Origin of the sequence: Agarivorans sp. Alg241-V36 (assembly GCF_900537085.1) — a bacterium.
Lineage (GTDB): Bacteria > Pseudomonadota > Gammaproteobacteria > Enterobacterales > Celerinatantimonadaceae > Agarivorans.
The window spans coordinates 46,757-71,024 of sequence record NZ_UNRE01000012.1 but is presented as its reverse complement, the minus strand read 5'-3'; the positions used below and the strand labels follow the sequence as shown (position 1 = coordinate 71,024).

General features: G+C 46.1%; 22 protein-coding genes. 12 read left to right on the top strand and 10 right to left on the bottom strand.

The window, feature by feature from the left end:
- The first annotated feature begins 35 nt into the window (after positions 1-35).
- The 7 genes from xdhA to G6R11_RS21210 are packed head-to-tail and all read left to right on the top strand — an operon-like array spanning position 36 to position 8,037.
- A complete protein-coding gene (gene xdhA / locus G6R11_RS21240; protein WP_163135220.1) occupies positions 36-1,451 on the top strand; it encodes a xanthine dehydrogenase small subunit in 1,416 nt (471 codons plus the stop codon).
- On the top strand, positions 1,444-3,810 hold the full coding sequence (gene xdhB / locus G6R11_RS21235) for a xanthine dehydrogenase molybdopterin binding subunit (protein ID WP_163135218.1): 2,367 nt from the start codon (positions 1,444-1,446) through the stop codon (positions 3,808-3,810). Before xdhA ends, xdhB begins: the two co-directional genes overlap by 8 nt.
- A complete protein-coding gene (xdhC, locus tag G6R11_RS21230) occupies positions 3,803-4,687 on the top strand; it encodes a xanthine dehydrogenase accessory protein XdhC (RefSeq protein WP_163135216.1) in 885 nt (294 codons plus the stop codon). The genes xdhB and xdhC overlap by 8 nt, the downstream gene beginning before the upstream one ends.
- Positions 4,680-5,195: a 2-oxo-4-hydroxy-4-carboxy-5-ureidoimidazoline decarboxylase gene (uraD, locus tag G6R11_RS21225; protein ID WP_163135214.1), complete on the top strand. Its 516-nt coding sequence runs from the start codon at positions 4,680-4,682 to the stop codon at positions 5,193-5,195. Before xdhC ends, uraD begins: the two co-directional genes overlap by 8 nt.
- The gene (gene uraH, locus G6R11_RS21220; protein WP_163135212.1) at positions 5,192-5,518 is read left to right on the top strand and encodes a hydroxyisourate hydrolase; all 327 of its coding nucleotides are present in this window, start codon (positions 5,192-5,194) and stop codon (positions 5,516-5,518) included. Before uraD ends, uraH begins: the two co-directional genes overlap by 4 nt.
- Position 5,519: 1 nt before the next feature.
- A complete protein-coding gene (guaD, locus tag G6R11_RS21215) occupies positions 5,520-6,839 on the top strand; it encodes a guanine deaminase (protein ID WP_163135210.1) in 1,320 nt (439 codons plus the stop codon).
- Positions 6,820-8,037: a urate hydroxylase PuuD gene (locus G6R11_RS21210; RefSeq protein ID WP_163135208.1), complete on the top strand. Its 1,218-nt coding sequence runs from the start codon at positions 6,820-6,822 to the stop codon at positions 8,035-8,037. The genes guaD and G6R11_RS21210 overlap by 20 nt, the downstream gene beginning before the upstream one ends.
- A 71-nt stretch (positions 8,038-8,108) precedes the next feature.
- Here the strand turns inward: G6R11_RS21210 and G6R11_RS21205 are convergent, their stop codons facing one another.
- Positions 8,109-8,714, bottom strand: coding sequence for a nitroreductase family protein (locus G6R11_RS21205; RefSeq protein ID WP_163135206.1), 606 nt, complete (start codon positions 8,712-8,714; stop codon positions 8,109-8,111).
- A 279-nt stretch (positions 8,715-8,993) separates the two neighbouring features.
- Here G6R11_RS21205 and G6R11_RS21200 point away from each other — a divergent pair, with 279 nt between their 5' ends.
- Both G6R11_RS21200 and G6R11_RS21195 read left to right on the top strand, forming a co-directional pair.
- The gene (locus G6R11_RS21200; protein ID WP_163135204.1) at positions 8,994-9,491 is read left to right on the top strand and encodes a GNAT family N-acetyltransferase; all 498 of its coding nucleotides are present in this window, start codon (positions 8,994-8,996) and stop codon (positions 9,489-9,491) included.
- An 80-nt stretch (positions 9,492-9,571) separates the two neighbouring features.
- Positions 9,572-10,303: a hypothetical protein gene (locus G6R11_RS21195; protein ID WP_163135202.1), complete on the top strand. Its 732-nt coding sequence runs from the start codon at positions 9,572-9,574 to the stop codon at positions 10,301-10,303.
- A gap of 44 nt (positions 10,304-10,347) precedes the next feature.
- Here G6R11_RS21195 and G6R11_RS21190 read toward each other — a convergent pair whose 3' ends face one another.
- On the bottom strand, positions 10,348-11,262 hold the full coding sequence (locus G6R11_RS21190) for a LysR family transcriptional regulator (protein WP_163135200.1): 915 nt from the start codon (positions 11,260-11,262) through the stop codon (positions 10,348-10,350).
- A gap of 112 nt (positions 11,263-11,374) precedes the next feature.
- Here G6R11_RS21190 and G6R11_RS21185 point away from each other — a divergent pair, with 112 nt between their 5' ends.
- Both G6R11_RS21185 and G6R11_RS21180 read left to right on the top strand, forming a co-directional pair.
- Positions 11,375-12,295, top strand: coding sequence for a DMT family transporter (locus tag G6R11_RS21185; RefSeq protein WP_163135199.1), 921 nt, complete (start codon positions 11,375-11,377; stop codon positions 12,293-12,295).
- Between the two features lie 81 nt (positions 12,296-12,376).
- Entirely contained in the window at positions 12,377-12,730 is a 354-nt protein-coding gene (locus G6R11_RS21180; RefSeq protein WP_163135197.1) for a HopJ type III effector protein, read from the top strand.
- Between the two features lie 116 nt (positions 12,731-12,846).
- On the opposite strand, the gene G6R11_RS21175 is transcribed toward G6R11_RS21180, so the two are convergent.
- The 3 genes from G6R11_RS21175 to G6R11_RS21165 are packed head-to-tail and all read right to left on the bottom strand — an operon-like array spanning position 12,847 to position 15,030.
- Entirely contained in the window at positions 12,847-13,251 is a 405-nt protein-coding gene (locus G6R11_RS21175; RefSeq protein WP_163135195.1) for an ACT domain-containing protein, read from the bottom strand.
- Positions 13,238-13,813 carry a phosphoribosyltransferase gene (locus G6R11_RS21170; protein WP_163135193.1) on the bottom strand — a complete coding sequence of 192 codons (576 nt, stop codon included), beginning with the start codon at positions 13,811-13,813 and terminating at the stop codon, positions 13,238-13,240. Before G6R11_RS21170 ends, G6R11_RS21175 begins: the two co-directional genes overlap by 14 nt.
- 44 nt (positions 13,814-13,857) lie before the next feature.
- Positions 13,858-15,030 (bottom strand): sugar MFS transporter, encoded by a 1,173-nt coding sequence (locus G6R11_RS21165; protein ID WP_163135192.1) that lies wholly within the window; start codon positions 15,028-15,030, stop codon positions 13,858-13,860.
- Between the two features lie 156 nt (positions 15,031-15,186).
- Here G6R11_RS21165 and G6R11_RS21160 point away from each other — a divergent pair, with 156 nt between their 5' ends.
- Positions 15,187-15,414, top strand: a complete 228-nt coding sequence (locus tag G6R11_RS21160) for a hypothetical protein (RefSeq protein ID WP_163135191.1) — start codon at positions 15,187-15,189, stop codon at positions 15,412-15,414.
- Positions 15,415-15,454: 40 nt separating this feature from the next.
- Here the strand turns inward: G6R11_RS21160 and G6R11_RS21155 are convergent, their stop codons facing one another.
- The 5 genes from G6R11_RS21155 to G6R11_RS21135 form a co-directional block, all read right to left on the bottom strand.
- A complete protein-coding gene (locus G6R11_RS21155; protein ID WP_163135190.1) occupies positions 15,455-16,279 on the bottom strand; it encodes an ABC transporter substrate-binding protein in 825 nt (274 codons plus the stop codon).
- A gap of 184 nt (positions 16,280-16,463) precedes the next feature.
- Positions 16,464-20,471 (bottom strand): AsmA family protein, encoded by a 4,008-nt coding sequence (locus tag G6R11_RS21150; protein ID WP_163135189.1) that lies wholly within the window; start codon positions 20,469-20,471, stop codon positions 16,464-16,466.
- Between the two features lie 222 nt (positions 20,472-20,693).
- Positions 20,694-21,857 carry a glycoside hydrolase family 5 protein gene (locus G6R11_RS21145; RefSeq protein ID WP_163135188.1) on the bottom strand — a complete coding sequence of 388 codons (1,164 nt, stop codon included), beginning with the start codon at positions 21,855-21,857 and terminating at the stop codon, positions 20,694-20,696.
- A 242-nt stretch (positions 21,858-22,099) separates the two neighbouring features.
- Positions 22,100-22,939 (bottom strand): S-formylglutathione hydrolase, encoded by an 840-nt coding sequence (gene fghA / locus G6R11_RS21140; RefSeq protein ID WP_205473021.1) that lies wholly within the window; start codon positions 22,937-22,939, stop codon positions 22,100-22,102.
- A gap of 17 nt (positions 22,940-22,956) precedes the next feature.
- On the bottom strand, positions 22,957-24,084 hold the full coding sequence (locus tag G6R11_RS21135) for an S-(hydroxymethyl)glutathione dehydrogenase/class III alcohol dehydrogenase (RefSeq protein ID WP_163135184.1): 1,128 nt from the start codon (positions 24,082-24,084) through the stop codon (positions 22,957-22,959).
- Between the last annotated feature and the right edge of the window lie 184 nt (positions 24,085-24,268).

Genomic DNA, 24,268 nt, shown 5'->3' with positions numbered 1-24,268 from the left:
AGACAGCTTTATGTGAAACATTAGCCGGAGCAATCATGTTACAACTTATGATTAACGACCAAGCCATCAGCCTAAGCCAACAAGCGGCAGATACCATGCTGCTTAGCTTTTTGCGTGAGCGACAAGGTTTGGTGGGCAGCAAAGAAGGTTGCGCCAGCGGCGACTGCGGCGCATGTACCGTAGTAATGGTGAGCCAAGGTGACCAACAGCAGCTAAGTTACAAGCAAATTAATAGCTGTATTACCCCTCTGCATTCTTTGCATGGCAAGCAAATCATTACCGTTGAGTACCTGAAACAAGGCCAACAACTACATCCAGTTCAGCAAGCCGTTGTAGATAAACATGGCAGCCAATGTGGATTTTGTACGCCTGGCTTTGTGATGTCTTTATATGCCTTGTCTCGTCAAACCAACAAACCAGCGCATCCCGAAGAATTTTTAGCCGGCAACTTGTGCCGCTGCACTGGCTATGGGCCACTTATTGAAGCAGCCAAACAAGTAGCAGCAGCGCCAACGGCTAAAGATCATATTCAACAAAATGAGCCCACAGTGCAGCACTGGATGGGACAATGTGAAAAGCTAGACAGCGAACACTATTGGCAACCGACCAGTCGCAGTGAGTTAGCCAACATTCGCGCAAAACACCCACAAGCCAAATGGATAGGTGGCGGCACCGATTTAGCGTTAGAAGTCACTCAGCAGCACCAGCGCATTAATGAAATCATCGACTTAACCGCCCTTCCAGAGTTAGCTAGCATCGAGCGCACCGACCATGGCTGGCGAATAGGGGCAGCGGTAAGCCTAGATAAAGTTCATGCATTTATGGCACAGCACTACCCCACTACCGACGAAATATTCGCCCGTTTGGGCAGTATTACCATTCGCCACCGGGCTACCCTTGGTGGCAGTTTAGGGAATGCCTCACCCATTGGTGACATAGCCCCGCTGCTGATTAGCTTAAACGGCAAGATTGAAGTTGATGACGGCACCACCACCGAGCTTTATGCCCCAGAAGACTACATCACTGGCTACCGCGAAACCCGCTTAAAACCACAACAGTGGATTAGCGCTATTCACCTACCGGATTTATCGCCAACACTTAAACATCAAATCTATAAAGTGAGTAAACGTTACGAAGACGATATTGCCACAGTAGTTTTAGCAGTAGCTATAGAGTGCGATGATCAAGGCCGAGTAAGCCACTGCGTGATCTCTGCAGGCGGCGTAGCGGCCAAGTCGGTACGTTTAAGCCAGCTAGAAGACTGCCTATTGGGTGAAACCTTCAACAGCGACAAACTCAAGCAGCTACAAGCTCTGGTACCACAATGTGTAAAACCCATTGATGACGTGCGAGCGAGCGCGGCCTATAGGGTATTGCTAGTTCAAAACCTCCTAAAGCGCTTCTACCTCTACAGCCAACAATTACCCACGAGGTTAGCCGCCCATGCGTAAATTAACCACTCAGCACCTAGAGCAAACCGCACCAAGCCAAGTGGTAGGTAAATCTATCCCCCACGAAAGTGCTGCCAAACAAGTGGCTGGAGAAGCGCAATTCATCGACGACTACAACCTGCCAAGTGGCTGTTTGCATGCTGCAGTAATCACCAGCCAAATAGCCAAAGGTAAGGTACTTGCTCAGCAATTAGATTCGCTGCAACAACATCCCGATGTAGTTGCGATAATTCGCTGCCAAGATATCCCGGGCCACCAAGATATAGGCCCAATATTTAAAGGCGACCCGCTGTTAAGCGAAAACGAGATTAGTTACTTTAACCAGCCTATAGCCCTAATCCTTGCCCATAGCCAGCAACTCGCATGGCAAATTGCCCATCAAGCTAATCAAGATCTAGTGCAATACCAAAGCGCCGATACACTCGCGCTAAGTCAGCAAGATATTAGCGATTTAAGCCTGCCCAATGCGACCGTTCGTCCAAGCCATTGCATGGGGGAAAAGATAGATGATGCCCAACTAAAACGTAGCGAGCTGCAATTAAGCGGTGAACAAGAAATAGGCGGACAAGAACACTTTTATTTAGAGGGGCAAGTTAGCCTCGCCCAGCCAACCGAGGATGGCGGCATTATGCTCTACACCTCCTCACAGCACCCTAGCGAAGTACAAAAGCTAGTGGCAGAAGTGCTGGGCATTGCCTTTCATCAAGTTACTGTAGATATGCGCCGCATGGGCGGTGGCTTTGGCGGTAAAGAAACCCAAGCCGCACAATGGGCTTGTTTAGCTAGCCTTGCTGCCTTGCATAGCAATAAAGCGGTGAAAATGCGCTTACCGCGCAGTATAGATATGGCAGTAACCGGCAAACGCCACCCTTTTTACAATCGCTATCAACTAGGTTTAAGCGCCGAAGGCGTAATTGAAAGTGCTAAGTTAGAGGTGAACGGCTTGTGTGGCCACTCGCCTGACTTATCCGACGCGATTGTGGATAGAGCGATGTTCCATAGCGATAACGCCTACAGCTTAGGCGCGGCGGAAGTAGTTGGGAATAGATTAAAAACCGACACCGTTTCGCATACTGCTTTCCGCGGCTTTGGTGGCCCGCAAGGCATGATATTAATTGAACAAGCAATGCAGGATATTGCTATTGCCACCGGCCAAGATGCTTTAGATGTACGTTATAAAAACCTCTATCGCGATGGACATGCCACCACTCACTACGGCATGCCGGTTGAACAACATCAAGATCTGCATAACTTAATCAAACAATTAGAAGTGAACGCAGATTACCGTGCACGCCGCCTGCAAATAGACCAATGGAACAAAAGCAATTCACTAATCAAAAAAGGCCTTTCCTTAAGCCCGGTTAAGTTTGGTATTTCGTTTACTGCCAAACACCTAAACCAAGCCGGTGCGCTGCTGCATGTTTATACCGATGGCAGTGTTCAGCTAAACCATGGTGGCACCGAAATGGGCCAAGGCCTGCATACCAAGGTTCAGCAAATTGTTGCGCAAACCTTGGGCATTCCCTTTAGCTACGTTCTCATTACGTCTACACGCACCGACAAGGTGCCTAATACCTCGCCCACCGCGGCGTCTTCTGGCAGTGATTTAAACGGCATGGCGGCCCATAACGCGGCGAAAGAAATCAAACAGCGGCTGCTTGAATTTGCTCAGCAACATTACCAGCTAGCTGAAGAGCAAATCACCATTGAACAAGGCCAAGTTAAACTCGCCGAACAAACCATCAGCTGGGCGGAGTTAGTGCAACAAGCGTATATGCAGCGCGTGTCGCTTTCTGCCACAGGCTTTTATAAAACACCGAAGATTTGGTACGACCGCGAGCAAGCGCAGGGACGGCCATTTTTCTACTTTGCTCTGGGCGCTTCCGTTAGCGAAGTGAGCATCGATACCCTTAGCGGGGAAATGAGTTTAGACCGAGTAGACATCCTGCATGATGTAGGCACCAGCCTTAATCCCGCCATCGATATTGGCCAAATAGAAGGCGCCTTTATTCAGGGCTTAGGCTGGCTTACTAACGAAGAGCTGGTTTGGGACAAACAAGGAAAGTTGCTGAGTAATAGCCCGGCGAACTACAAAATTCCGACCATTGGTGACTACCCCGAACAAATGAACATTACCTTGTTCGACCAAGCGAACCCAGAACACAGCATCTACCGTTCTAAAGCAGTGGGTGAGCCACCCTTTATGCTAGCAATTAGCGCTTGGTGTGCCATTTACGATGCCGTGGCGTCGATTAGCCAACATCAACTGCCTGCGCAGTTAGATTCCCCAGCCACCAGCGAGCGCATTTTAATGGCTTGCCAAAAGCAATATGAGTATATGGAGGCACAAAATGAGTGATTGGCAAACTCGCTTTTTACCTACCAATTGGTTAGATGCTTGCAGTTATCTTAAGCAGCAACAACAGCCATTTTGTATTGCCACCATTGTCGCTGAGGCGGGTTCGGTGCCGCGAGCAAGCGGTGCAAAAATGGTGATTAGCCAACAGCAGCAATTCGATACTTTAGGTGGTGGAAACTTAGAGTTCTCGGTGATCAAGCATGCTCGTGAGCAGCTAGAAAACGGAACAAAAACTAATCACATTGAACGCTTTTCTTTAGCTGCCGATTTAGCCCAATGTTGCGGTGGCGCAGTACAAGTATTGTTTGAATACTTCTTGGTTGATCAACCACTTATCACCATTTATGGGGCCGGGCACGTAAGCCATTGTTTATCGGAAATACTGGCTAAACTGCCGGTACAAGTACAAGTAATAGATAATCGCCAGCAATGGCTCGATTCCATTAGCCAATTTGGTGTGAACACCCACTATCACGCGCAGCCAGAAAATAGCGTAGCAGAGCTAAAAGCCAAGTCCTATGTAGTGATACTAAGCCAAGACCACAGCTTAGATTTCGCCCTTAGTTTAGCGGCGCTGCGCCGAGGCGATTTAGCCTTTGTGGGCGTGATTGGCTCGCAAACCAAAGCGCAACGTTTTAAGTATCGCTTAGCCGAACAGCTTGAAGATTCCAGCCTATGTGATCAGCTCACCTGCCCTATTGGCCTAGCCGAGGTTAGCGGGAAATTGCCGATGCAAGTCGCGGTGTCGATTAGCGCACAGCTGATCACGCTGTTAGAAAAAAACACTGAAAATCAGCAACGCACTCAGCGTAAACAGCAGTGGCAAACCAGCAATAACTTGCGAAAACAACTTGCGGGAGAACAGCTCAATGAGTGACAACGATAAGCATCTAGAGCTGCTCAATAGCCTTCCGCAAAGCCAATTTGTTAGCGAAATGGCCAACATTTGCAGCAGCAAAACATGGCAAACGACTATGGCTGCATTGCGCCCCTTTCAGTCGCTTGAGCAGTTTATGTCAATGGCAAAGCAAGCGTTTAGCCAGCTAAGCGAGAGCGATTGGTTAGAGGCCTTTGCGGGTCACCCTATGATTGGTGATTTAAGCAGCCTTCAAAAAAAATACAACCAAGCCATGCACTTAAGCGAAGCAGAGCAAGCACAAGTTAACCATGCTCAGCAAGCTACTCTTAGTGCATTGCTAGACCTAAATCAGCGCTACCTAAACCGCTATGGTTTCATTTTCATCGTATTTGCTAGCGGTAAATCCGCCGAGGAAATGCTGCACATATTAGAGCAGCGCTACGGTAATAGCAGCGAGCAAGAATTACACAATGCTGCCGAGCAACAACAGCGCATTAGCCTGCGTAGAATGGAGAACTTATTTTGAGCACCTTAAGCTGTCATGTACTCGATACCACCTGTGGCCAACCCGCAGCAGGTATTGCCGTAGAGATTTATCGTTTTGGCGAAAGCCAAAGCTTAGCCAAAGGCTTAACCGACCAAGACGGGCGTTTTAAGTTTGAGCTCTTAGACTTAGCCAGTGATTGCTACTGCCTGCGTTTTATCACCGAAGAATACTGCCTAGCGCACTTCAAACAATGCTTTTTTCCCTTAGCCGATGTTGTGTTTATTAGTGATGAGCAACAGGCCCATTACCACATCCCGCTGCTGTTAAGCACCTTTAGTTATTCTACTTATCGAGGCAGCTAAGATGACGCGACAGTTCCACCGCGGGAGTATTTTACATTTTCCCAAGGCCACTATCGCACCTAGCGATAACTACCAATATCTGCAAGATGGCTTGTTGGTGGTTGAGGATGGTCTTATTCAACACCTTGGGGATGCGCAAGATTACTTACGCAATAACCCCGAGGTGCAGCAGGCAGTTGTTCAGCATCAAGGTCTTCTTATTCCGGGACTTATCGACAGCCACGTGCACTACCCTCAGGTAGAGATTATCGCCAGCTATGGCAAGCAGTTGTTGGATTGGCTTAACAGCTACACCTTTCCAGCTGAGCAACAATTTGTTGAAGCCGCCTATGCTCGTGCCCAAGCCGAATTCTTTTTGCAGCAACTGTTTGCCCATGGCACCACCACTGCCAGTGTCTACGCAACGGTTCACCCCCAATCGGTGAGCAGCTTCTTTGAAGTGGCAGAAAGCTACAATGCCCGCATGATTTGCGGCAAGGTATTAATGGACAGAAACTGCCCTACTGCACTGCAAGATAGCGCAAAGTCGGGTTATCGCGATAGCAAGAAACTGCTAGAGCAATGGCACAAAAATGGTCGCCAACTCTACGCGATAACACCCCGTTTTGCCCCTACCAGCAGCGAGGCGCAACTTGCTAAAGCCGGCCAGTTAGCCAAGGAACACCCCGATAGCTTTATTCAAACTCACTTGTCGGAAAACCCTACCGAAGTGCAGTGGATTAACGAGCTATTCCCCGATTATTCTGACTACCTCGCGGTCTACGAAGCGCATGACTTAGTGCGTGAACGCTCGCTGTTTGGTCATGGCATTCACCTTACCGACCGTGAATATTTAGCCTTGGCAAGCTCAGGCGCAACTATCAATTTTTGCCCCTCATCAAACTTGTTTTTAGGTAGCGGTTTATTTAATTACCAGCGCGCCCAAGCCAATGGTGTGGCCGTAGCGCTTGCTAGTGATGTAGGCGGTGGCACCAGCTTAAGTATGTTTGCTAACCAGGCCGATGCCTACAAAGTTTGCCAGCTGCAGCAAGCCAGCTTAAGCCCCTTCGACTCATTGTATTTATGTACTCAAGGCGCTGCAGTAGCGATGGGCATTGAAACCCAAGTAGGTAATTTGAATGTAGGCAGCGAAGCCGATTTTATTGAACTAGATCTGCAGCCCACTCCCATGCTTAGCCAGCGCTTAAATAAAGCCAGCAGCTTAAGCGAGAAATTATTTGCCATTAATACCCTAGGTGATGACCGCGTTATTAACGCCACCAATGTAGCAGGTAAGCAAGTTTACAAAAAAGGACAACACTATGTGGCCACAGCTGTATGAATGGTTAGCCCTCTTTATTAAATGGTTTCATGTAATTGCTGGAATCGCATGGATAGGCGCTAGCTTTTATTTTGTTTGGTTAGATAACAACTTAAAAACGCCGCCAGAATGGAAAAAGCAAAAAGGCATTAAAGGTGATTTATGGGCGGTGCATGGCGGTGGTTTTTACGAAGTAGCCAAGTACCAAGTAGGCCCAGAAAAAATGCCAGAAAAACTCCATTGGTTTAAATGGGAGGCCTATAGCACTTGGCTGAGTGGCACATTGCTGCTGTTTTGGATCTATTACCTCCGCGCCGACGCCTACCTAATTGACCCACAAGTTATGTCCTTAACCAGCTATCAAGCCATTGGTCTTGGCGTTGGTGGCATTGCGCTTGGTTTTGCCATTTATGAAGCTTTACTCCGCTCCCCCATTGCTAACAAACCTTTGCCCTTAAGCCTTTGCTTAATCGTTATTGGTGCGCTGTTTTGTTATGGCTTTACTCATGTATTTAGCGGCCGTGGCGCCTTTATTCATATGGGCGCATTAATTGGCACCATTATGGTGGCCAATGTGTGGATTAAAATTATCCCTGGGCAACGGCAAATGGTGGCACAAGTTAGCGCTGGCGAGCCCGTTGACCCAGCCCCCGGTTTAGAAGCTAAAAAGCGCTCGGTACACAATAACTACCTCACATTGCCGGTGATCTTTTTGATGATAAGCAACCACTACCCTATGATTTACCAGCACAGCCATAGTTGGTTAATTCTTTGCGCACTGATCGGCTTAAGTGCTTGGATCCGCCACTACTTCAACCTAAAGCACCAAGGCGTTCAAAAACCCAGCATAATTATAAGCGGTGCACTTGGCCTATTGGCACTAGCCCTGTTTTTAAGCTGGAGTAATGCCAATCGCCCTGCGCAAGTTCAAGCTCAAGCTCAAGCTCAAGCTCAAAACAACAATGAACTAAACGCGGAGCAAGGCCAAGTAATGGCGATTATTCAGCAGCGCTGTACAACATGTCACAGCCGAGTGCCCACTGATGACACCTTCACCGCGGCACCTGGAGGGGTAAATTTGGATACTTGGCAAGATGTGGAACGCTGGAAAGCACGCATTGTAGAACGCTCTTTTGTCAGCCAAGACATGCCGTTTTTGAATAAAACCCAAATGACTGAGGGTGAACGGCAACTGCTGAATCAACATTTAAGCCACTAAGGCAGCTCTCTACAGCCTTAATAAACCCAAGTTGTTGCTATTACAGCTTGGGTTTATCTCTAACTTTCGATTTAAGCAAAGTGGTTTTGCATCAATACTTGGTGCATCGCTAATTGTCCCCCGCGCACACCTGCTGGTTTAGCCGCTTTACCAATAGCGACCATCATGCCAATCACATGATCTTTAGGCAGTTTAATTACTTCAGCCAATTGGCCAGCGTCAAAACCTATCATTGGGCAGGTGTCGTAACCCAAACCTTTGGCTGCTAGCATCAAGGTTTGTGCGGCCATACCGCACGAGCGCATTGCTTCATCACGTTGCAACTGGTCTTTACCGTGATAAAAACTAGCTAACATGTCGACCAATACACCTTGCACTTTGGCGTCTACATTTTGCCAATAACGTTCTGGTTGCTTGGCCCAGGCTTGAGTGTCGGCACATAATACCAACAACTCCGAAGCTTCGGTCACTTGTGGTTGCCCCCAAGCAGCTTGGCTAATTTGCTCGCGCACCTCGGCATTGCTAACCCTCACAAAGCGCCAATGCTGAATGTTGTAAGAGGTTGGCGATAACAACACTGCTTCCATCATTTTCTGGAAATCTCCTTCACTCATTTGCTCGTTTGAATCAAATTGTTTAATGGCGCGACGTTGCTCAATGGCTTTAAATAGTTCCATGATTGTTCCTTAAGCTTTATAGATAATTAATTTAAAACTTAAGACTTTGACTTAAGTTGCCACCAGCTTAATTCCACGGCGTTTAAATGATAATCCCGCTTTTGCAAAAGAAACTGTTGAGTAAAACTACACAATATTCTTAGAAAAACGCTTTAGGGGTCCCTTATCATCAACAAAAATTTGTGAGCATTAACTGGAATTTTGATTAGCCTTAGGCAAAAACAATTGGCTAAAATACTTAGGTTTCTAGCGACTTTTCATCAAGCTAAGGTATAAGGCGTGAACCAACAACTGTATTTAAGAAAACCCGAGCGCAGCGATTTAGAAGAGCTAAGCGAGTGCTATCAAAACAGCGAAATATTTCACCGCCCTTGGAGTTATCCGCCAAAAAACGTGCGCGCTTACTTAGAAGAAGAACACCGCTATTTGGTTTGCTTACAAGCAACTGGCGAGATAGTGGGTACCTTTAATATCTCGTCGATCATCCGAGGTCATTTTCAATCAGCCTACCTTAGTTACGAAGTTTTTCATCCCCACCAAGCCCGCGGTTATATGCGAGCAGGTATCCGCTTAGTATTGAAACAAGCCTTTGAAGAACTCAATCTACATCGCTTAGAAGCCAACATACAACCGGGCAATAAAGCCTCAATAGCCTTAGTGGCAAAAGCCGGATTTGTGAAAGAAGGGCTATCTAAAAACTACTTAAACATTGGTGGTAAAGGATGGAAAGACCACGAACGCTGGGCGATTTTAAACCCTAAATGGCGAAATGAGTAAAACGTACAAGCACTGATAACACCAATATTTATCCAGCTTGGTCTAAGCTCTAAAAGCCTTATAAATAATTAGGTTTTAGCATGAGCATCATTAGCAATATTTTAAGTAATACCTCTCTTTGGGAGCTTATGGTACTAGCAGCAGTGATTTACATTGCGACTCAACCAGAGCTTCGTAAGCGAATCACTAAGCTCAAATTTGGCCAGTTTGAACTAGAGCTACAAACCCTAAAACAAGAAGTGGAGAAAGGTAAGGAAAAGATTGTTGAACTAGAGTCTGAAATCGAAAACGATAGGCGCCAGTTCGACGATATTCTGCAAAACTTTGACCCTCATGCCCCGGTTAGCCAACTAGCTGAAGCTAGGCAAGCCATCATCGCCGAAGCACGTAACCTATCGGAAACAGATTCCCTAGCAGACTATCTTCGCTTAAGTGCTTCAGCAGAAGAGCTTTACGTAGCCGCGGTAAGCATTAGGGAAAAAAGGCCAGTATCTATGCTGCCAGATTTGATCCGCTTTTTAGATGAACTAGCGAGTGATAGCCAGCTCGGAGGATTTAGATTAAACACTATCTGGACTTTAACCAGCGGTCTGCATCGTACGCTAATTGCCTGTATTCGCGATGGCATAACACCAATGCCAGACCAACAAACCCTAGCTTACGCCCAGCAAGTACTGCTTAAACTAAACAATCACCCTAAAGTAAGGGCCGACCGCCCAGATGCGCCACTAAAAGGCATACAAGGCCCAATTAAACATGCGAAAACTTGGTTAGATAAAGCGATAACTGGGGCCAATAACAGCGAGCTGTAATGGGCTCATAGCTTACCACAAAGCGAGAGTAAAACGCTCAGCCTTTAGCTGGGCTTAAGCTCCCAATAAGGCTGCTCTGCGGCTAAGTGCTCTATGGCAAAATCGACAAACGCCCTTACCTTGGCAGGCAAGAACTGACGCTCTGAGAACACCGCATAAATACTTTGGCTTGGCATTTGGTATTGGTTTAACAAGCTGATTAAACGCCCTGCAACTATATCTGGCCCAGCCACAAAAGTGGGTAAGCGGCCTATGCCCAAGCCTTGCAACATTGCTTCGCGCAAGGCCTCACTATTGTTTACCCGATAGTTACCTTTTATTTCTATAGATTGTGATTGCCCGTCTCGCATAAATGTCCATTCTTTAAGGTCACGTGAATAGCTAAACTGCAAACAGTTGTGGGCGGCTAATTGTTCAATAGTTTGCGGTATACCATGTTGTTTTAAATATTCTGGAGAGGCGCATAACACGCTTTTTAACGGGGCAAGTTTTCGAATTATCAATGATGAATCTGGCAAGTTGCCGGCTCTTATTGCTACATCAAAACCTTCGGCAACCAAATCTACGACCTTATCATCCATCATCATATCGATAGTGATTTTCGGGTAACGCTGTAAAAATTTGCCGATGAGAGGGGCTATATGCAAGCGGCCAAAAGACATGGGTGTATTAATACGCAACAAGCCCTGAGGTTCGCCCTGTAACTGAGCTACCGCATCTTCGGCATCTTTGGCGGCGTTATTCGCTTTAGCGGCGTGCTCAAAGTAGTGCTTCCCTGCCTCGGTTAAACTTAGTTTACGGGTAGTACGGTGCAACAGCTTTACACCAAGTTGCTGTTCTAGTTGGTTAATCCGTTTGCTCACCGCCGATTTGGAGATCCCCAAACTACGCGCAGCAGGCGAAAAACCACCATGTTCAACCACTGCTACAAATACTGGAATAGCTGCAAATCCTTCCATACCAATCACCATTGTTAACTAAAACTCAACAGTTATTATCAAAATAGAGGGATTATCAGTCAATACAAATGTTATTACACTGGCGGCATTACTGATTAAGGTGGTATTTGCTATGCTAAACCCAAGCTACACTCACGCTAAGCCAAGCCTAAATAACAGCCATTTAGCGACTCATGGCTTGATGCTACTAATGGTTACGCTAGTAGCCAGCTCTTTTCCTGTGGGCGCCGCAATTACCCACGCATTGCCACCGGTAGTGATGATGTTTTTACGCTTTCTCACTGCGGCTATATTGTTTGCCCCCTATGTGTTTTACAAAAACGGATTGACGCTACCTTCGCGTAACACCTTATTGGGATACGCATTACTTAGTTTGCCTTTGGTGGTATTTTTTTGGTGTATGTTTGAAGCGCTGCGCCACACCAGCGCCTTGAACACTGGCGCCTTATACACCACCCTACCCGCCATTACCGCGCTTACTAGCTACTTTATTCTTGGGCAAGGCATTAGCCCAAACAAAGCAATAGGACTAATAATGGGCACATTAGGTGCCTTATGGATTGTATTTCGTGGCGATGTTAATGCTTTATTAGCCTTAGAGCTTAATAAGGGAGATCTATTGTTTTTGCTAGGCTGTGTTGCCTTAAGTATTTATAACCCCTTAATGAAAAAACTTTACCGAGGAGAGCCGCAAGAGCTAATGACATTTTGGGTCTTAGTTTTTGGCAGCCTGTTTTTGTTGCTGCTTTCACTCACCAGTTTAAATGGAATTAGTTGGTTAGCAGTGCCCCTAAAAGCTTATGCAGGCATTGGCTATTTAGCCTTATTCACCACCCTAACTACTTTTTTCTTGCTGCAAATAGGTACGGTTCGTCTTGGCCCAACCAAGGTGGCAGCCTACAGCTATCTAACGCCTCTATTGGTTTTAATGCTTACGGTAAGCATGGGCTTTGAGCAACTATCATGGGGATTATTGCCCGGCGCAATTCTAGTATTTGCAGCAATGCTAATTATTCAAAATGACAATAGTTGAATCGGTTGATTTTTTCTTGACCCGAGACGATATTCTCAAATAAGGTAAGCGCGAATATACCAATAATACAGGACGTAATTCATGGCACAGGCAGATATCGCTAACTTTGTTGAAGTTCTTACTAAAGATCCCGATCAAATTCGCTTTGAAGATAGTATGAAGATTATTGATGCAAACTACGAGTTCACACCAAGTGCGTTTAGTAATGGAAAACAAAACAATGCCGAAGGTGAAAACTCAGGTTCATGTAAAGTATTTGCCTTTGGTCAATTAAACGAATTAAGCAAACAACAAACCCTAGCCTTGTTTGGACAATACTACCAAGATGTATTGTCTACGCCTTACGGTGATGATCACCAAAACATTCGTCAGTTTATTAAAAATGGTTGGAATGGCATTAGCTTCAGCCAGCCAGCGCTAAGCGCCAAAGCCTAAAACATCAAAAGCCGCTAAGAGCGGCTTTTTATTTGCTTCTGAAAACTCTAATCTTAATTGAAACAAGCACTTCTTAGCTCTGTACTCTCAAACCTTTCTTTATTCACACAAGCCAGTTATTCGAGCTGAGCACCAAACTCTTGCAGCGCTAACATTGCCGCCTGTGCCTTGCTAGTTTGAACAAAAATATGGTCATGATAGTAAGCTGCGATTACATTAGCACTTATGCCTTTTGAAGCGAGCTTAGTGGAAACTGCAGCGGTTAAACCCACCGCATCTAAACTGGAATGCACCGTTAGGGTAATTTGGCTATAACTGCCCTCAAATAATAAACCAGCGCTCTCGGCCACTGTTTTTTTAAGCACAAGCGTTAAACCTTCCGACTCGATAAAAGACGCTACGGGTTCCAGCTCAAGATATTCGCCTATTCTTCCTTTAACGCTACAAAACACATATTCAGCCTCAAGTAGTTTGGGCTGCATTGAAGCCAATAGTTCATCCAAATCGCTAATTCCTGCCATGCTGGTTATCTCCAGATATTGCTAAGCCTTGTTTGTCCAAAGTATTAAGTTTAGAAATATAAGGCAGGTTTCTATACAGATTGTTCCAAGGCAAGCCGTAACCTACGAGTAAATCATCGTTGTCCATTTCAAATGCGTAATGCTGCTCTGCGGCAATAGTTACCCTGCTAGGTTTCACTAATAAACAGGCCACCGCCAAGCTTTTGGGAGCATAGTGCTTAGATAGATGAGCGATTAAGCGCTGCATGGTGCCTCCCGACTCGATGGCATCGTCGATAACAATCACATGTTGATTCTCGATGTTGATGTTTTGCTGGTACTCGATATTGGAATCGTTATTTCTACTACCCGGGGTATGTGGGCAAGATATATAGTCCATGGCTAGGTCAAGATCTAACTGACGCACTAAGTCCGCGGCAAATAACATCCCACCCGGTACTACGCTTATCACCACCAGCGATTCACCGAGGTATTTTTGGTTAAGCTGCTTGGCTACCGCGCTTACACCTTGGCTTATCTGCTGCGAACTAAATACTAGTTCACCAATATCTTCATTTGCCATTTCCCACTCCGCACTGTTAATTATCAAACCAGTTTAGCTTGTGGCTAATTGTTTTGCTGCGATTGTGGCCAATGCTTAAGACGCTCGGTACTAAACAGCATTAAAGCGCTAAACACTAACAAAGCTATGGGCAACACAACAAAGGAGCTAGAGGCTGCCAGCAGCCCAATAAACGGTGGCATTAGGGTTGTCCCCACATAAGCGCAAGCCATCGACAAACCAATAATCGCCTGCGATGCATGCTTACCAAAACGCTGCGGCGTTAGGTGGATTGTATTTGGGTAGATTGGTGCGCAGCCAAAACCTATCAACATTAAGCCAATTTTCGCCAGCATAGCCCCGCCAGGAATAAGCAACAATACAACACCGACCAATATGCTTAGCACTCCAGCGCGCACCAGTTTGTCTTCCGCTATTCGCTCAGAGACAAAGCCACAAATAAAGCGCCCCAGGGTAATGCCCAAGAAATACATAGCTGTCCAAAAGGCTGCATTAGCGGCACTCACTTGTAGCTGGCTAATCAGGTAACTAGCTGCCCACAAGCCGGTTCCAGCCTCTAAAGAACAATAGCAAAAGAAGGTGAGTAGCTGCAGTTTAACGCCTTTTATTTTTACGGCATTGCGATTACTTATAGGCGCGGGCTGCTCTCCACCCGCCGCCAAACTTTCGCTAGCTGCCCGCTTCCACAGCGGCAGTGCTAAAAGCAGCACCGCCACTAAGGCAAATTGAATATAGGAAATGGTGGCATAACCTTCGCGCCAGCCTTGTTGTTGGCTTAAATACAGCGCCATGATTAATGGCCCAGCGGTTGCGCCTACACCCCAAAAAGAGTGTAGATAGTTCATGTGTTTTGCTTTGTAGTTTATCGCAACAAAGTTATTTAAGGCTGCGTCTACTGCCCCTGCACCCAAGCCAAGAGGCACAGCTAGCAGCACTAGTAGCCATGGGTTTAGGCTTAAGCAAAACCCGAACAATGCTATTGCGGTCATTAGTACACTAAAGGCAACCACCTTACCGGTACCAAATCGATGGGTAACTCGGGTGGATAACAAGCTCGATACCACGGTTCCCGCGCTCACCACAATAGATATAACACCAGCAAACTCAAGGCTGGCATTTAAGTCGCCACGCATGATTGGCCAGGAAGAGCCCAATAACGAATCAGGTAGGCCAAGGCTAATAAAGGCTAGATAAATAATCGCTAACAGCAATAGCATTTCAGTTACTCACTAGACAAGAACGATGAACATCAAAACAAATGAACAATACTCTTCACTACAATTGCTTAATAGCGATTTCATCTCCTAAAATACAACAAAACTCCCAAATAATGATGAAAGGCAATTGATTGCTCTTCAAATCGAGGCGAAGGCATGAATACTTACAAGATTCACTTTTTTAATTCTGCCGGATATCGAGACAATGAAATCATCTGCACACATTTTCAGATTGAAGAGCAGAACAATAGCTTGGTGGTGTTAGATGAAGGGAATGTTGTTGGTAAGGTAGAAATGGTTGAACAGCTAATTAATGACACTCGAGGTTGGCAAGAAGCCAACACCGCTGTTAGTGCAGAAAAAATCTCAAGCAAAGATAAGTAAGCCCAATAGCTAAGCCCAGTAACTAAGCCCAACTTAGCGCTTAGTTACGCGGTACCACACCAAAATTAGATTGCTGTAACAACCAGGCTTGCATGTGCTTATCGAAGAGCTGGTCAAAGGTATTAAACTTAGTCAGCTGAGTAACCCGCTCGCTTAAATGACGCCTTAACTCCTCGCTATTACAGCCTGACTTTTTAGAAAAGGTGAAATATAAACCTTCTACAGAAATGGGATTGTCTAAAGGTACCACTTTAGATTTTAGGCCTGCAGATTCCAAAATGGTTAAACCTTGATAGAGCTCGTAAAGTACATAGTCGAAGCGATCGGCTAACAACATAGCAAAAGAGCGCTCTGCCGACGCACTACTTAGGATCTTCAAATTGGCTTTGGCGTAGGTATCAAAGTCTTGGCCAAAACTATTATTGACCAATGTTCCTCCACGGCGATCTAATAAGTCTTCCCATTTTTGATAGTTAAACTCATTGCCTTTTTTGGTCCACACCACGCTGGGCACGTCGGTAAACTGCGGCACAATGTAGTCCATATATTGCTGTCGTTCATTAGTTAAAAACGCTCCGGCCAACATGTCTACTTCACCGTGTTTAGCTTCTTGTAATGCTCTAGCCCAGACACCACGGTCTCGAGCATCTACGCTAATATCGGTGTCCATTAAAGCTAATTCGAGTAACTCGATGGCAAGGCCGGTGAGCTTTCCGGGGTTATTTTGGTCTCGCCACAAAATAGGCGGATATTCCGCGTTACCGGTTACCACCAAGCGATTACAAATAGTTAAGTCTGAGGCAGCAACTCCCTGAGAACAGTTTAATGCAGCAAGCAGGAATAGGTGTTTAATAAGAGAGGGCATTTTGTGCTTCCTTAAATACCAGCTGTATTAAGGGTAGCGCGAAGCATCGACTTTTCAAGCTAACTTAAAGCTAAGCAACTGAAAAATTTGCATTTAGTGAGCAGACTCCAATTTAGCTTATGAACATTGCCATCCTACATATGATCAGTAGGCAATGCTCGCTGCCAAAATCTGCCACAGTAAATCAGTTGGTTACATCTACCTGTTTAGCTTGCTGCCAGGCTTGGCGACATAGCTCACTGCCATCGGCATCAAGCGGCGCTTCAACTATCCAACGCAGTGGCGACACCACTGGGCTGGTAACAAAGCGAATGGTGGTGCCAATTAGGCCACCACTGGCGACACCCACTTTAAAATCTTCAAAGCTTCCGGTGACTTGTACCGGAGTAGATAAACCAAATATCTGGGCGCGTTTTGCTTTTGGTCGCAGCACCATTTTTACTTGTTGTTGTTTAAAGTCGACTTCTGTTTCACCCAACACTCTCATGCGTGAGGTATCAGCCAGCAGTAAGTTTTGAACCAACTGTCCGTTATTACTATCAAAGGCGGCAACCACACAGTTAAGCACTGATTTTTCCGAGTCATCCAACTCGGGTACCACCGCACTGGCTAGGCTTACCGCCCATAAATCCATGATGCCGGCTTCAAACTCTTTTGGCCATACCGCAAAGCCTACCTTGCCATTAGCACTTTCTAGCCACTGTTCTAGTTGTTCAAACTCGCTGTTAACATCAAGGTTCAAACTAAAGGTGCCGCGCATATCAGTATCAGGCTTTATCCGCCTGGCTAACAAGCCGTAATCAAAGTTCTCTATCTCTGCTTTTAGTTGACTGTAAAATCCGCTGTCTGTAGCGCTTAACTCGCCACTAATATCAATTTCACCACCCGGTAGGGCTAACCACAAAGGTGCCAAGCGCAAGCTGCCATCTTGCAACTGCCAATACAGTTTGCCCTCACCTAGCCAATCATTACCAGATTTAACCCGTTCAACATCCAAGGCAAAGTTAGCATTTAAACGCTGCAGCACCGCTTGGCTTAACAAGGGTTGTGCGGCTTTTTCTGCCTCATCCTGTTCGTTGACCTCAAGGTCACTTTCTTGCTGCGGCTGAGGGTCTGATGAAGCCAAGTCTTGCTCTAGGCCCTGCCAGTCGCCAGTTCTAAAATCGTCCAGCTGAATGTTATTTGCGCTAATTCCAATATCGAACTGGGGCTTTTGACCAAGCGTGTTTAAACTTGCTTGACCGCTAAGCTGGCTATTAGCCACTGCCAATAACATGTTATTAATCGCGTACCCTTGGTCGCTAATCAGCAATTCACCGGCCAGTTTTATTGGACCAAATGGCGGTAACTGAATGCCATGTAAGCTGTCTAACTGACTTAAACTGGGGCTGGTGAGCTGCATTGCAAGGCTCAGGTTATTTAGCGACACAGGGCGCGGCAGTGTGGCCTTAGCTTGTAAATTAACTTGGTTCACATCCAAGCTAAGATTGAGGGGTAGCTCGCTAGGTTTTTGAGTAAACTCAGCCAAGCTTAGTGTGCTTAGTTTTACATTCAGAGGTAGTTTTTTTAACTCGCCATTTAAGGCTAAGGCCAAAGGCTGCTTGGGGCTAGCGCTTAAGCTGCCTTCATCTAATTCGATTCGTGCGCTGGCTTGAGTATTGGGGTCAACTAAATCCCAATAGCCACCGATGAGCTTGGCAGAGAGTGTGGTGCTTGCTAATAGCTGAGCCACGTTATCTCCTTGCAAAGACAAATCCAACTCGGCGCGGTCTAAAGCGAGGTTTGCTTGCTCGGCAATATTAAGCTGTTTAAGTAATTGAGCGATGTTGGGTTGCTCGCTAGCAATATTAAAATCGAGCTTAAGTGGTGAGCTACGTAGGTCGAGTGTCGCATTGCCGGCTATTTTGCTCTGGGCAAATTCAGCACTAAATGGCGCTTGCTGCAACCAGCCATCTCGCGCAGACGCTTGTAACTCTATGCGTTCAAGTTGATGTTCACCGAGTATCAGCTCTTCGATACTAATTGCAAGATCAGCATCATGAATAGCAAAGCCTTGCGGCAATATAGGCACACGAATATTGATAGTGTTCTGTTCACTGGGCGGCTTATCAGATTTTTTATCTTCTTCAATTACTGGTTTTGCTGCTTCACTGGGCATTAAATCCATTAATTGAGCCAAGTGAATACCTTGCCAGGCTGATTCAACACTCACCAAGCCTTGCTCGGTTTTACTTTTATCCCAACTGGCTTGAATGGTTCCCTTACTATCTGCTATCTGCAGTTGGCTAATATTGAGTGAGGATTTTCCTTGCTGAGCCTGAATGGCTAGCTCGAGCTTGAGTGGCCCTTGAGCTTTGCTATCTACTCCCAACCAAGGCGCTAACAAACCAATTTGTGGTGAGTTTGCCTTAAGATCTAAGCTTGCTCCTTGCTGCCATACCCCACTGGGTAGCTCCCCATTTAAATCTAGTTGGATGGCCGGAGAATCTAGTTGCATACGCACTTTCCAAGCTTGTTGCTCAAGCATGGCGCGCACAGGGCTGGTGTGGATAAGCGCATTAACCGGAATATCCAGTAGCACACCGTCAAGGTTTAGCTCTAGCTCACTGTCTAAACTGGCATGTAAATTAGCACTTTTAATATCAAACCTAGTGCCTGCTGGCAGGCTCATACGGCTGTCTTCGATTTTGTAGTTAAATTCGCTACTGGCTAATAACTGTGTCACATCACTGCCAGAGGCACTAATGCGCAATACCGAGCGGCCAATACTTCCGGTGCTCCCTGCCAACACAGGAATACGACTAGCCAACTTATCTAGTGGTGACTTTTGCGCAACCAAACGCATTGATGTATTTAAACTGTCATTCTCTACACTGGCTTTAAGGTTGCCGCGAAAGCGAATATCATCAACCACCGCGCGCAGCGGTGCTTTTAGTTTTTCACCCTCCACTTTTAAGCCTAAGCTAACTGAAGATACCTCTAACGGCAGCCCCAGTATTTCGCCAATGTTTAAAGACAAATCAGCATCTGCTTGATTGAACCAGTATCGAATAATCTGCAATAAAGGAAGCTCTTCGGCCTGCGCTTCAACCTGTTGCACTTGAGCAATAGTCTGGTTTTTTGCTTGCTCTGCTGAATCTAGATTGGAGTTTTGTTGTGGTAAAGCGTCAGTCGCTTCGGCAGGAAGCCAAGCACTTAGGTCAATTTGATTGATGGCTAGCTTGCCATTAATTGCCACTGGCTCACGCCCAGTTAGCGCCAACTCTCCAGAAAACTCACTGCTACCCAAAGTGGCAGTAATTGGCGACAAGCTATACGCACCGGGCTTGCCATCAAAACGTGTCTCAAGCTTAATCGGCGCCATATGCGACAGATTTTCACCCAGCAAGCGCGCGATTGAATCAGCATTTTGCCAATCAATACTTAGCTCCAAATAGCTGTTGCTTTCTTTTTGCGGTGCCAACTGCCCCGATAGCCCTAGCTTCGCGTCTGCCACTTGCATATTTAACTGTATGTCGCCCGCGCGCCCTTGCAGTAAGGGCTCTAGCTGCCAAGTTGAATCTAAGGAATAACGCTCATCTAACATGCTTCCCCTGGCTGTCATCGCCAGTGTTTCACTGTCTAAAGAGGTGAGTTTTAGCTCTTCTAGTTGCCATTTTAGAACTGCTTCTGCGGCTTGGTCGGCGTAGTTAATTCTGGCATCGCTTATCAGGATTTGATCTTCAATCTCGAAACTGTAGTTAGTACCCTGCCAAGTAAAGTCATTAGTGTTTTGTTGTTCAGTAGATTCTGCGGGAGCTGCTGTTGAACTCTGCTCTGGTGCGCCGCTAGCAAATTGCCAATTGTTTTCGCCAGCAACATTTCTTACCAAGTCGAGATAAAAGCCATCTAGCAATATTTGTTCAATTTCTAAGTGCTGTCTTAATAAGGGCAATACTTGAACTTGCGCACTGGCTTTACGCACTTGGGCAAAGCTTTGTTCACCAAAGCCACTAGGGTTGGCAATGTGGATATTTTCTACAGTAATAGCGGGACGAAAAGACAATTCCAGTTGAATAGCGCCTTTAATTCGCACCTCACGTTGCAATTGCTCACTAAGCATATTAGTAAGCAGCTGACGGCTGTCGCCAATTTCTACCTTTAGCCCCACCAATAACATAACAAAGGGAAGCAGCAGAATTGCAACTAACACCGTTAAACCAATTAGACTTCGCGTGAGCCAGGGCTTCATTTTCATCACTACTATCACAGTTTCAACAGTTATTTGGCTACTAGAGCGTAAGCTAATAGCTTGAATTTAATATTGATATTGTAAACCTACTAACAAACTATAGTGTTTGATTAGCAATAAGATAATAGCTGGTGAGGAAATATTTAGCGCTAGCAAAAATTAGCTAGCGCTAGAAAGGAGTAACTACAGTGAAGTGGGAATTAAACCTTCGATAAGGGCTGGTCGCCAAGCGCCTGCTTCAGGGTCATAAGCACCAAAGCCAGAGGCATACTCCCAATAGGCCCAACTAATATTGCGTTTCTCTGCTTCTCGAGCGATAAAAGCTGTCCAGGCCCGCTGATGGTCGGGCTCAGAGTGCAGCGAGTACACACCGTATTCGCCCATAAATATCTCAAAGCCACGGCCAGCTTGTTCATTCCAAGCGGTAACTCGGTCGAATAGTTCAATCAAAGGTTGCTGATCTAATTCGGTGCCTAACCATGGCGTGCCAATCCAATCGTTAGAACCACTTACCCAATCGGCGCCTTGGTGAGTAAAGTAGAAGGGTTCGTAGTAGTGAACCGTAACAATGGTGTTATCCGAATTGACACTACTGGGCAGCTCTAGCTCGGTTAAACCGTCTGGATGCCCCCAGTTAGCAGTACCAATCATAATGGTGCGTTGTTCGTTACCATCGTTTTGCTCAGCGGCCATGGTGGTCCAAATTAGCTGAGTAAGACGCGCAATTATGTCATTCCAGTCATCGTAACCAATGGTGCCATTAGGCTCATTGAGTAGCTCAAACACCACTTGCTCTTGGCCAAATTCACTTAAAGGAAACTCTTCGCTAATTTGCTGCCAGATCCCTACTAAACGGCGAATATGCGACTCTTGCATATTTTCGCCGTCGTTCATCATTTCTTCATAGTGATGCACGTTTAACACCACTTGCAGATTTTCAGCCAAGCTCCAATTAACCACTTGCTTAACTCGGGCCATGAAGCTGGCGTCTATTTGATAAGGAGAAGATTCAGCAGCATGATTTGACCAACGCACCGGAATACGCACGGTTTTAAAGCCCGCATCAGCAATTATCTGTAAGTCTTCTTGCACCAACAAGCGACCGCCGGTCCACTCTCCTTCGTTAGGTGCTTCTAGGTAATTGCCTAAATTGAGGCCACGGCCTAGTTGAGTTTGGTTAAGCCCACCGCTGGCATTCCATCCATAGACATCGGTGTAATAAGCACTGTCTAGCTCTACCTGCGCATCGCTGGCTGCTCCTGTTGAACTGCCACCGCCACAGGCTGCAAGCAAAATACTGCTAGCGAGTATGACACTACCTTGAAGACATTTTTTAATCACTTCCATGCTTAACCTTTTCAACTACGTCTTATCACAAGCTATCAGGCTAAAATAAGTCATTAGCTAAACCTAGCCAAAACCTAAAGTAGTTGATCAGAATTTGTAGACTCTCACACTAAAAATCTTCAAATGAATGAAGTGGTGAATTTGTTTCAAATAAAACATGAAGCATTGCGAAAAAGATTAAAACAAAGCCCACTATGTTTTAGCGGGCTGAAGGATCTACAGAGACTAATAAAAGTAAGTAGTTAGAAGTATTTATAGTGAAAACGCAGGTGGTCTTCAATGAAGCTAGCGATGAAAAAATAGCTATGGTCGTAACCTTGCTGCATTCTAAAGTTGATGGCGTAATCGAGCTGTTTAGCGGCATCAACCAGGGTTTCTGACTTTAGCTGCTCAGCAAGAAAACTGTCATCGCTTCCTTGGTCAATCAACAATGGTAGTCGCTGCTCCGGCGTGAGCCGTTTAATCAGTATGCTACTGTCATGCTCTAGCCAAGCTTGTTGATCACTGCCCAAATACGCAGTAAAGGCTTTTTGCCCCCAAGGACAAGTCGTAGGCTGACAGATTGGGCTAAACGCCGACACCGATGAAAAACGCTCAGGATTTTTAAAGGCGATAGATAAAGCGCCATGCCCGCCCATGGAGTGACCAGCAATCGCCCGCTGCTGAGTAACAGGGAAATGCTGCTCCAATAAAACGGGCAGCTCCTCACTTATGTAACTATACATTTGGTAATGCTTTGCCCAAGGCTGCTGCGTGGCATTAATATAAAACCCAGCACCCAAACCTAAATCGTAAGCACCTTCTGGGTCATCGGCTACGCCTGCGCCTCGCGGGCTGGTATCTGGGGCCACTATGGCCATGCCCAGTTCGGCAGCCACTTTAAATGCCCCAGCTTTTTGCATGAAGTTCTCGTCACTACAAGTTAAGCCAGACAACCAATACAATAAGGGCACGGGCTGCTCTACAGTGGCTTGCGGTGGCAAATACACCGCAAAAGTCATCTCACACTGGGTTGATTCTGCCTGGTGAGAGTAGCGCTGATGCAGGCCGCCAAACACTTTGTTACTGGCGAGTAATTTAATAGTCATCAACGGCTACCTTAATAGTGAATTACGCTACGAATACTTTTACCTTGATGCATCAAATCAAATGCTTCATTGATTTTGTCTAAGCTCATGGTGTGAGTAATAAAATCGCTAAGCTTAAATTCTCCTGCCATATAACGCTCTACATAATCGGGCAATTCGCTGCGCCCTTTCACCCCGCCAAAGGCTGAGCCACGCCAAACTCTGCCAGTCACTAATTGAAAAGGTCGAGTGCTAATTTCTTCACCAGCGCCCGCTACGCCAATAATCACCGACTCTCCCCAGCCCTTATGGCAACATTCTAAGGCCGAGCGCATCACGTTTACGTTACCAATACATTCAAACGAGAAATCTACGCCACCATCGGTGAGCTCAACGATATAGTCTTGAATCGGCTTGTCGATGGTTTGAGGATTAATGCAGTCGGTAGCGCCCAGTTGCTCGGCTAGCTCAAATTTAGATTCGTTAATATCAATGGCTATAATGCGTGAAGCCTTTTCCATTGCTGCGCCAATGACGGCAGATAGGCCAATGCCACCCAAGCCAAAAATGGCAACGGTATCGCCGGCTTGCACTTTGGCGGTTTTTGTCACAGCGCCCATTCCGGTGGTGACTCCGCAGCCCAATAAGCAAACTTCTTTTAGATCTGCACTGGGGTTAATTTTTGCTAAAGATATCTCGGGTAAAACAGTGTATTCGCTAAAGGTTGAGCAGCCCATATAATGAAAAATTGGTTTGCCGTCTTTGTAAAAACGCGACGTGCCATCGGGCATTAAGCCCTGACCTTGGGTGGCTCTAATCTTCTGGCAAAGATTGGTTTTGCCAGACAAGCAAAACTTACATTCGCCGCACTCTGGGGTATACAGTGGAATAACATGATCGCCCACTTTTACCGAGTTAACCCCCTCGCCCACTTGTTCAACAATGCCGCCCCCTTCATGACCGAGAATACAAGGGAACACCCCTTCTGAATCGGCGCCCGACAAGGTGTATGCATCGGTATGGCAAACCCCAGTGGCAACAATTTTAACCAAAACCTCGCCTTTTTTAGGCGGCATAACATCAACGGTTTCTACTGAAAGCGGCTGATTAGGCGCCCAAGCAATGGCCGCACGAGACTTAATAAAATTGCTGGTATCCATAACAATCCTTAGGCAATAAAAAACGAATTAACACTAGCTGCTGTTTAGTTGCTTAAGCAATTTCACTCAACTGAAATGAAGCTACAGCACACAGCCACTAATCATTACCAGAGCATAGCAGAGCCGGAACAACTAACCGCTATGTTTTATAAGGACTTTGGAGAGGAAATAAAAAGGCAGCCCA

Coding starts and splice junctions, on each gene's coding strand:
- G6R11_RS21205 (WP_163135206.1), bottom strand. CDS start 8,714: ATGGAACTATTTAAAGCCATTGAGCAACGTCGCGCCATTAAACAATTT.
- xdhC (WP_163135216.1), top strand. CDS start 3,803: ATGAGTGATTGGCAAACTCGCTTTTTACCTACCAATTGGTTAGATGCT.
- G6R11_RS21175 (WP_163135195.1), bottom strand. CDS start 13,251: ATGGCAGGAATTAGCGATTTGGATGAACTATTGGCTTCAATGCAGCCC.
- G6R11_RS21165 (WP_163135192.1), bottom strand. CDS start 15,030: ATGCTATTGCTGTTAGCGATTATTTATCTAGCCTTTATTAGCCTTGGC.
- uraD (WP_163135214.1), top strand. CDS start 4,680: ATGAGTGACAACGATAAGCATCTAGAGCTGCTCAATAGCCTTCCGCAA.
- G6R11_RS21155 (WP_163135190.1), bottom strand. CDS start 16,279: ATGCCCTCTCTTATTAAACACCTATTCCTGCTTGCTGCATTAAACTGT.
- G6R11_RS21180 (WP_163135197.1), top strand. CDS start 12,377: ATGGCACAGGCAGATATCGCTAACTTTGTTGAAGTTCTTACTAAAGAT.
- G6R11_RS21135 (WP_163135184.1), bottom strand. CDS start 24,084: ATGGATACCAGCAATTTTATTAAGTCTCGTGCGGCCATTGCTTGGGCG.
- G6R11_RS21190 (WP_163135200.1), bottom strand. CDS start 11,262: ATGGAAGGATTTGCAGCTATTCCAGTATTTGTAGCAGTGGTTGAACAT.
- xdhA (WP_163135220.1), top strand. CDS start 36: ATGTTACAACTTATGATTAACGACCAAGCCATCAGCCTAAGCCAACAA.
- xdhB (WP_163135218.1), top strand. CDS start 1,444: ATGCGTAAATTAACCACTCAGCACCTAGAGCAAACCGCACCAAGCCAA.
- guaD (WP_163135210.1), top strand. CDS start 5,520: ATGACGCGACAGTTCCACCGCGGGAGTATTTTACATTTTCCCAAGGCC.
- G6R11_RS21160 (WP_163135191.1), top strand. CDS start 15,187: ATGAATACTTACAAGATTCACTTTTTTAATTCTGCCGGATATCGAGAC.
- G6R11_RS21195 (WP_163135202.1), top strand. CDS start 9,572: ATGAGCATCATTAGCAATATTTTAAGTAATACCTCTCTTTGGGAGCTT.
- G6R11_RS21210 (WP_163135208.1), top strand. CDS start 6,820: ATGTGGCCACAGCTGTATGAATGGTTAGCCCTCTTTATTAAATGGTTT.
- G6R11_RS21170 (WP_163135193.1), bottom strand. CDS start 13,813: ATGGCAAATGAAGATATTGGTGAACTAGTATTTAGTTCGCAGCAGATA.
- G6R11_RS21145 (WP_163135188.1), bottom strand. CDS start 21,857: ATGGAAGTGATTAAAAAATGTCTTCAAGGTAGTGTCATACTCGCTAGC.
- G6R11_RS21185 (WP_163135199.1), top strand. CDS start 11,375: ATGCTAAACCCAAGCTACACTCACGCTAAGCCAAGCCTAAATAACAGC.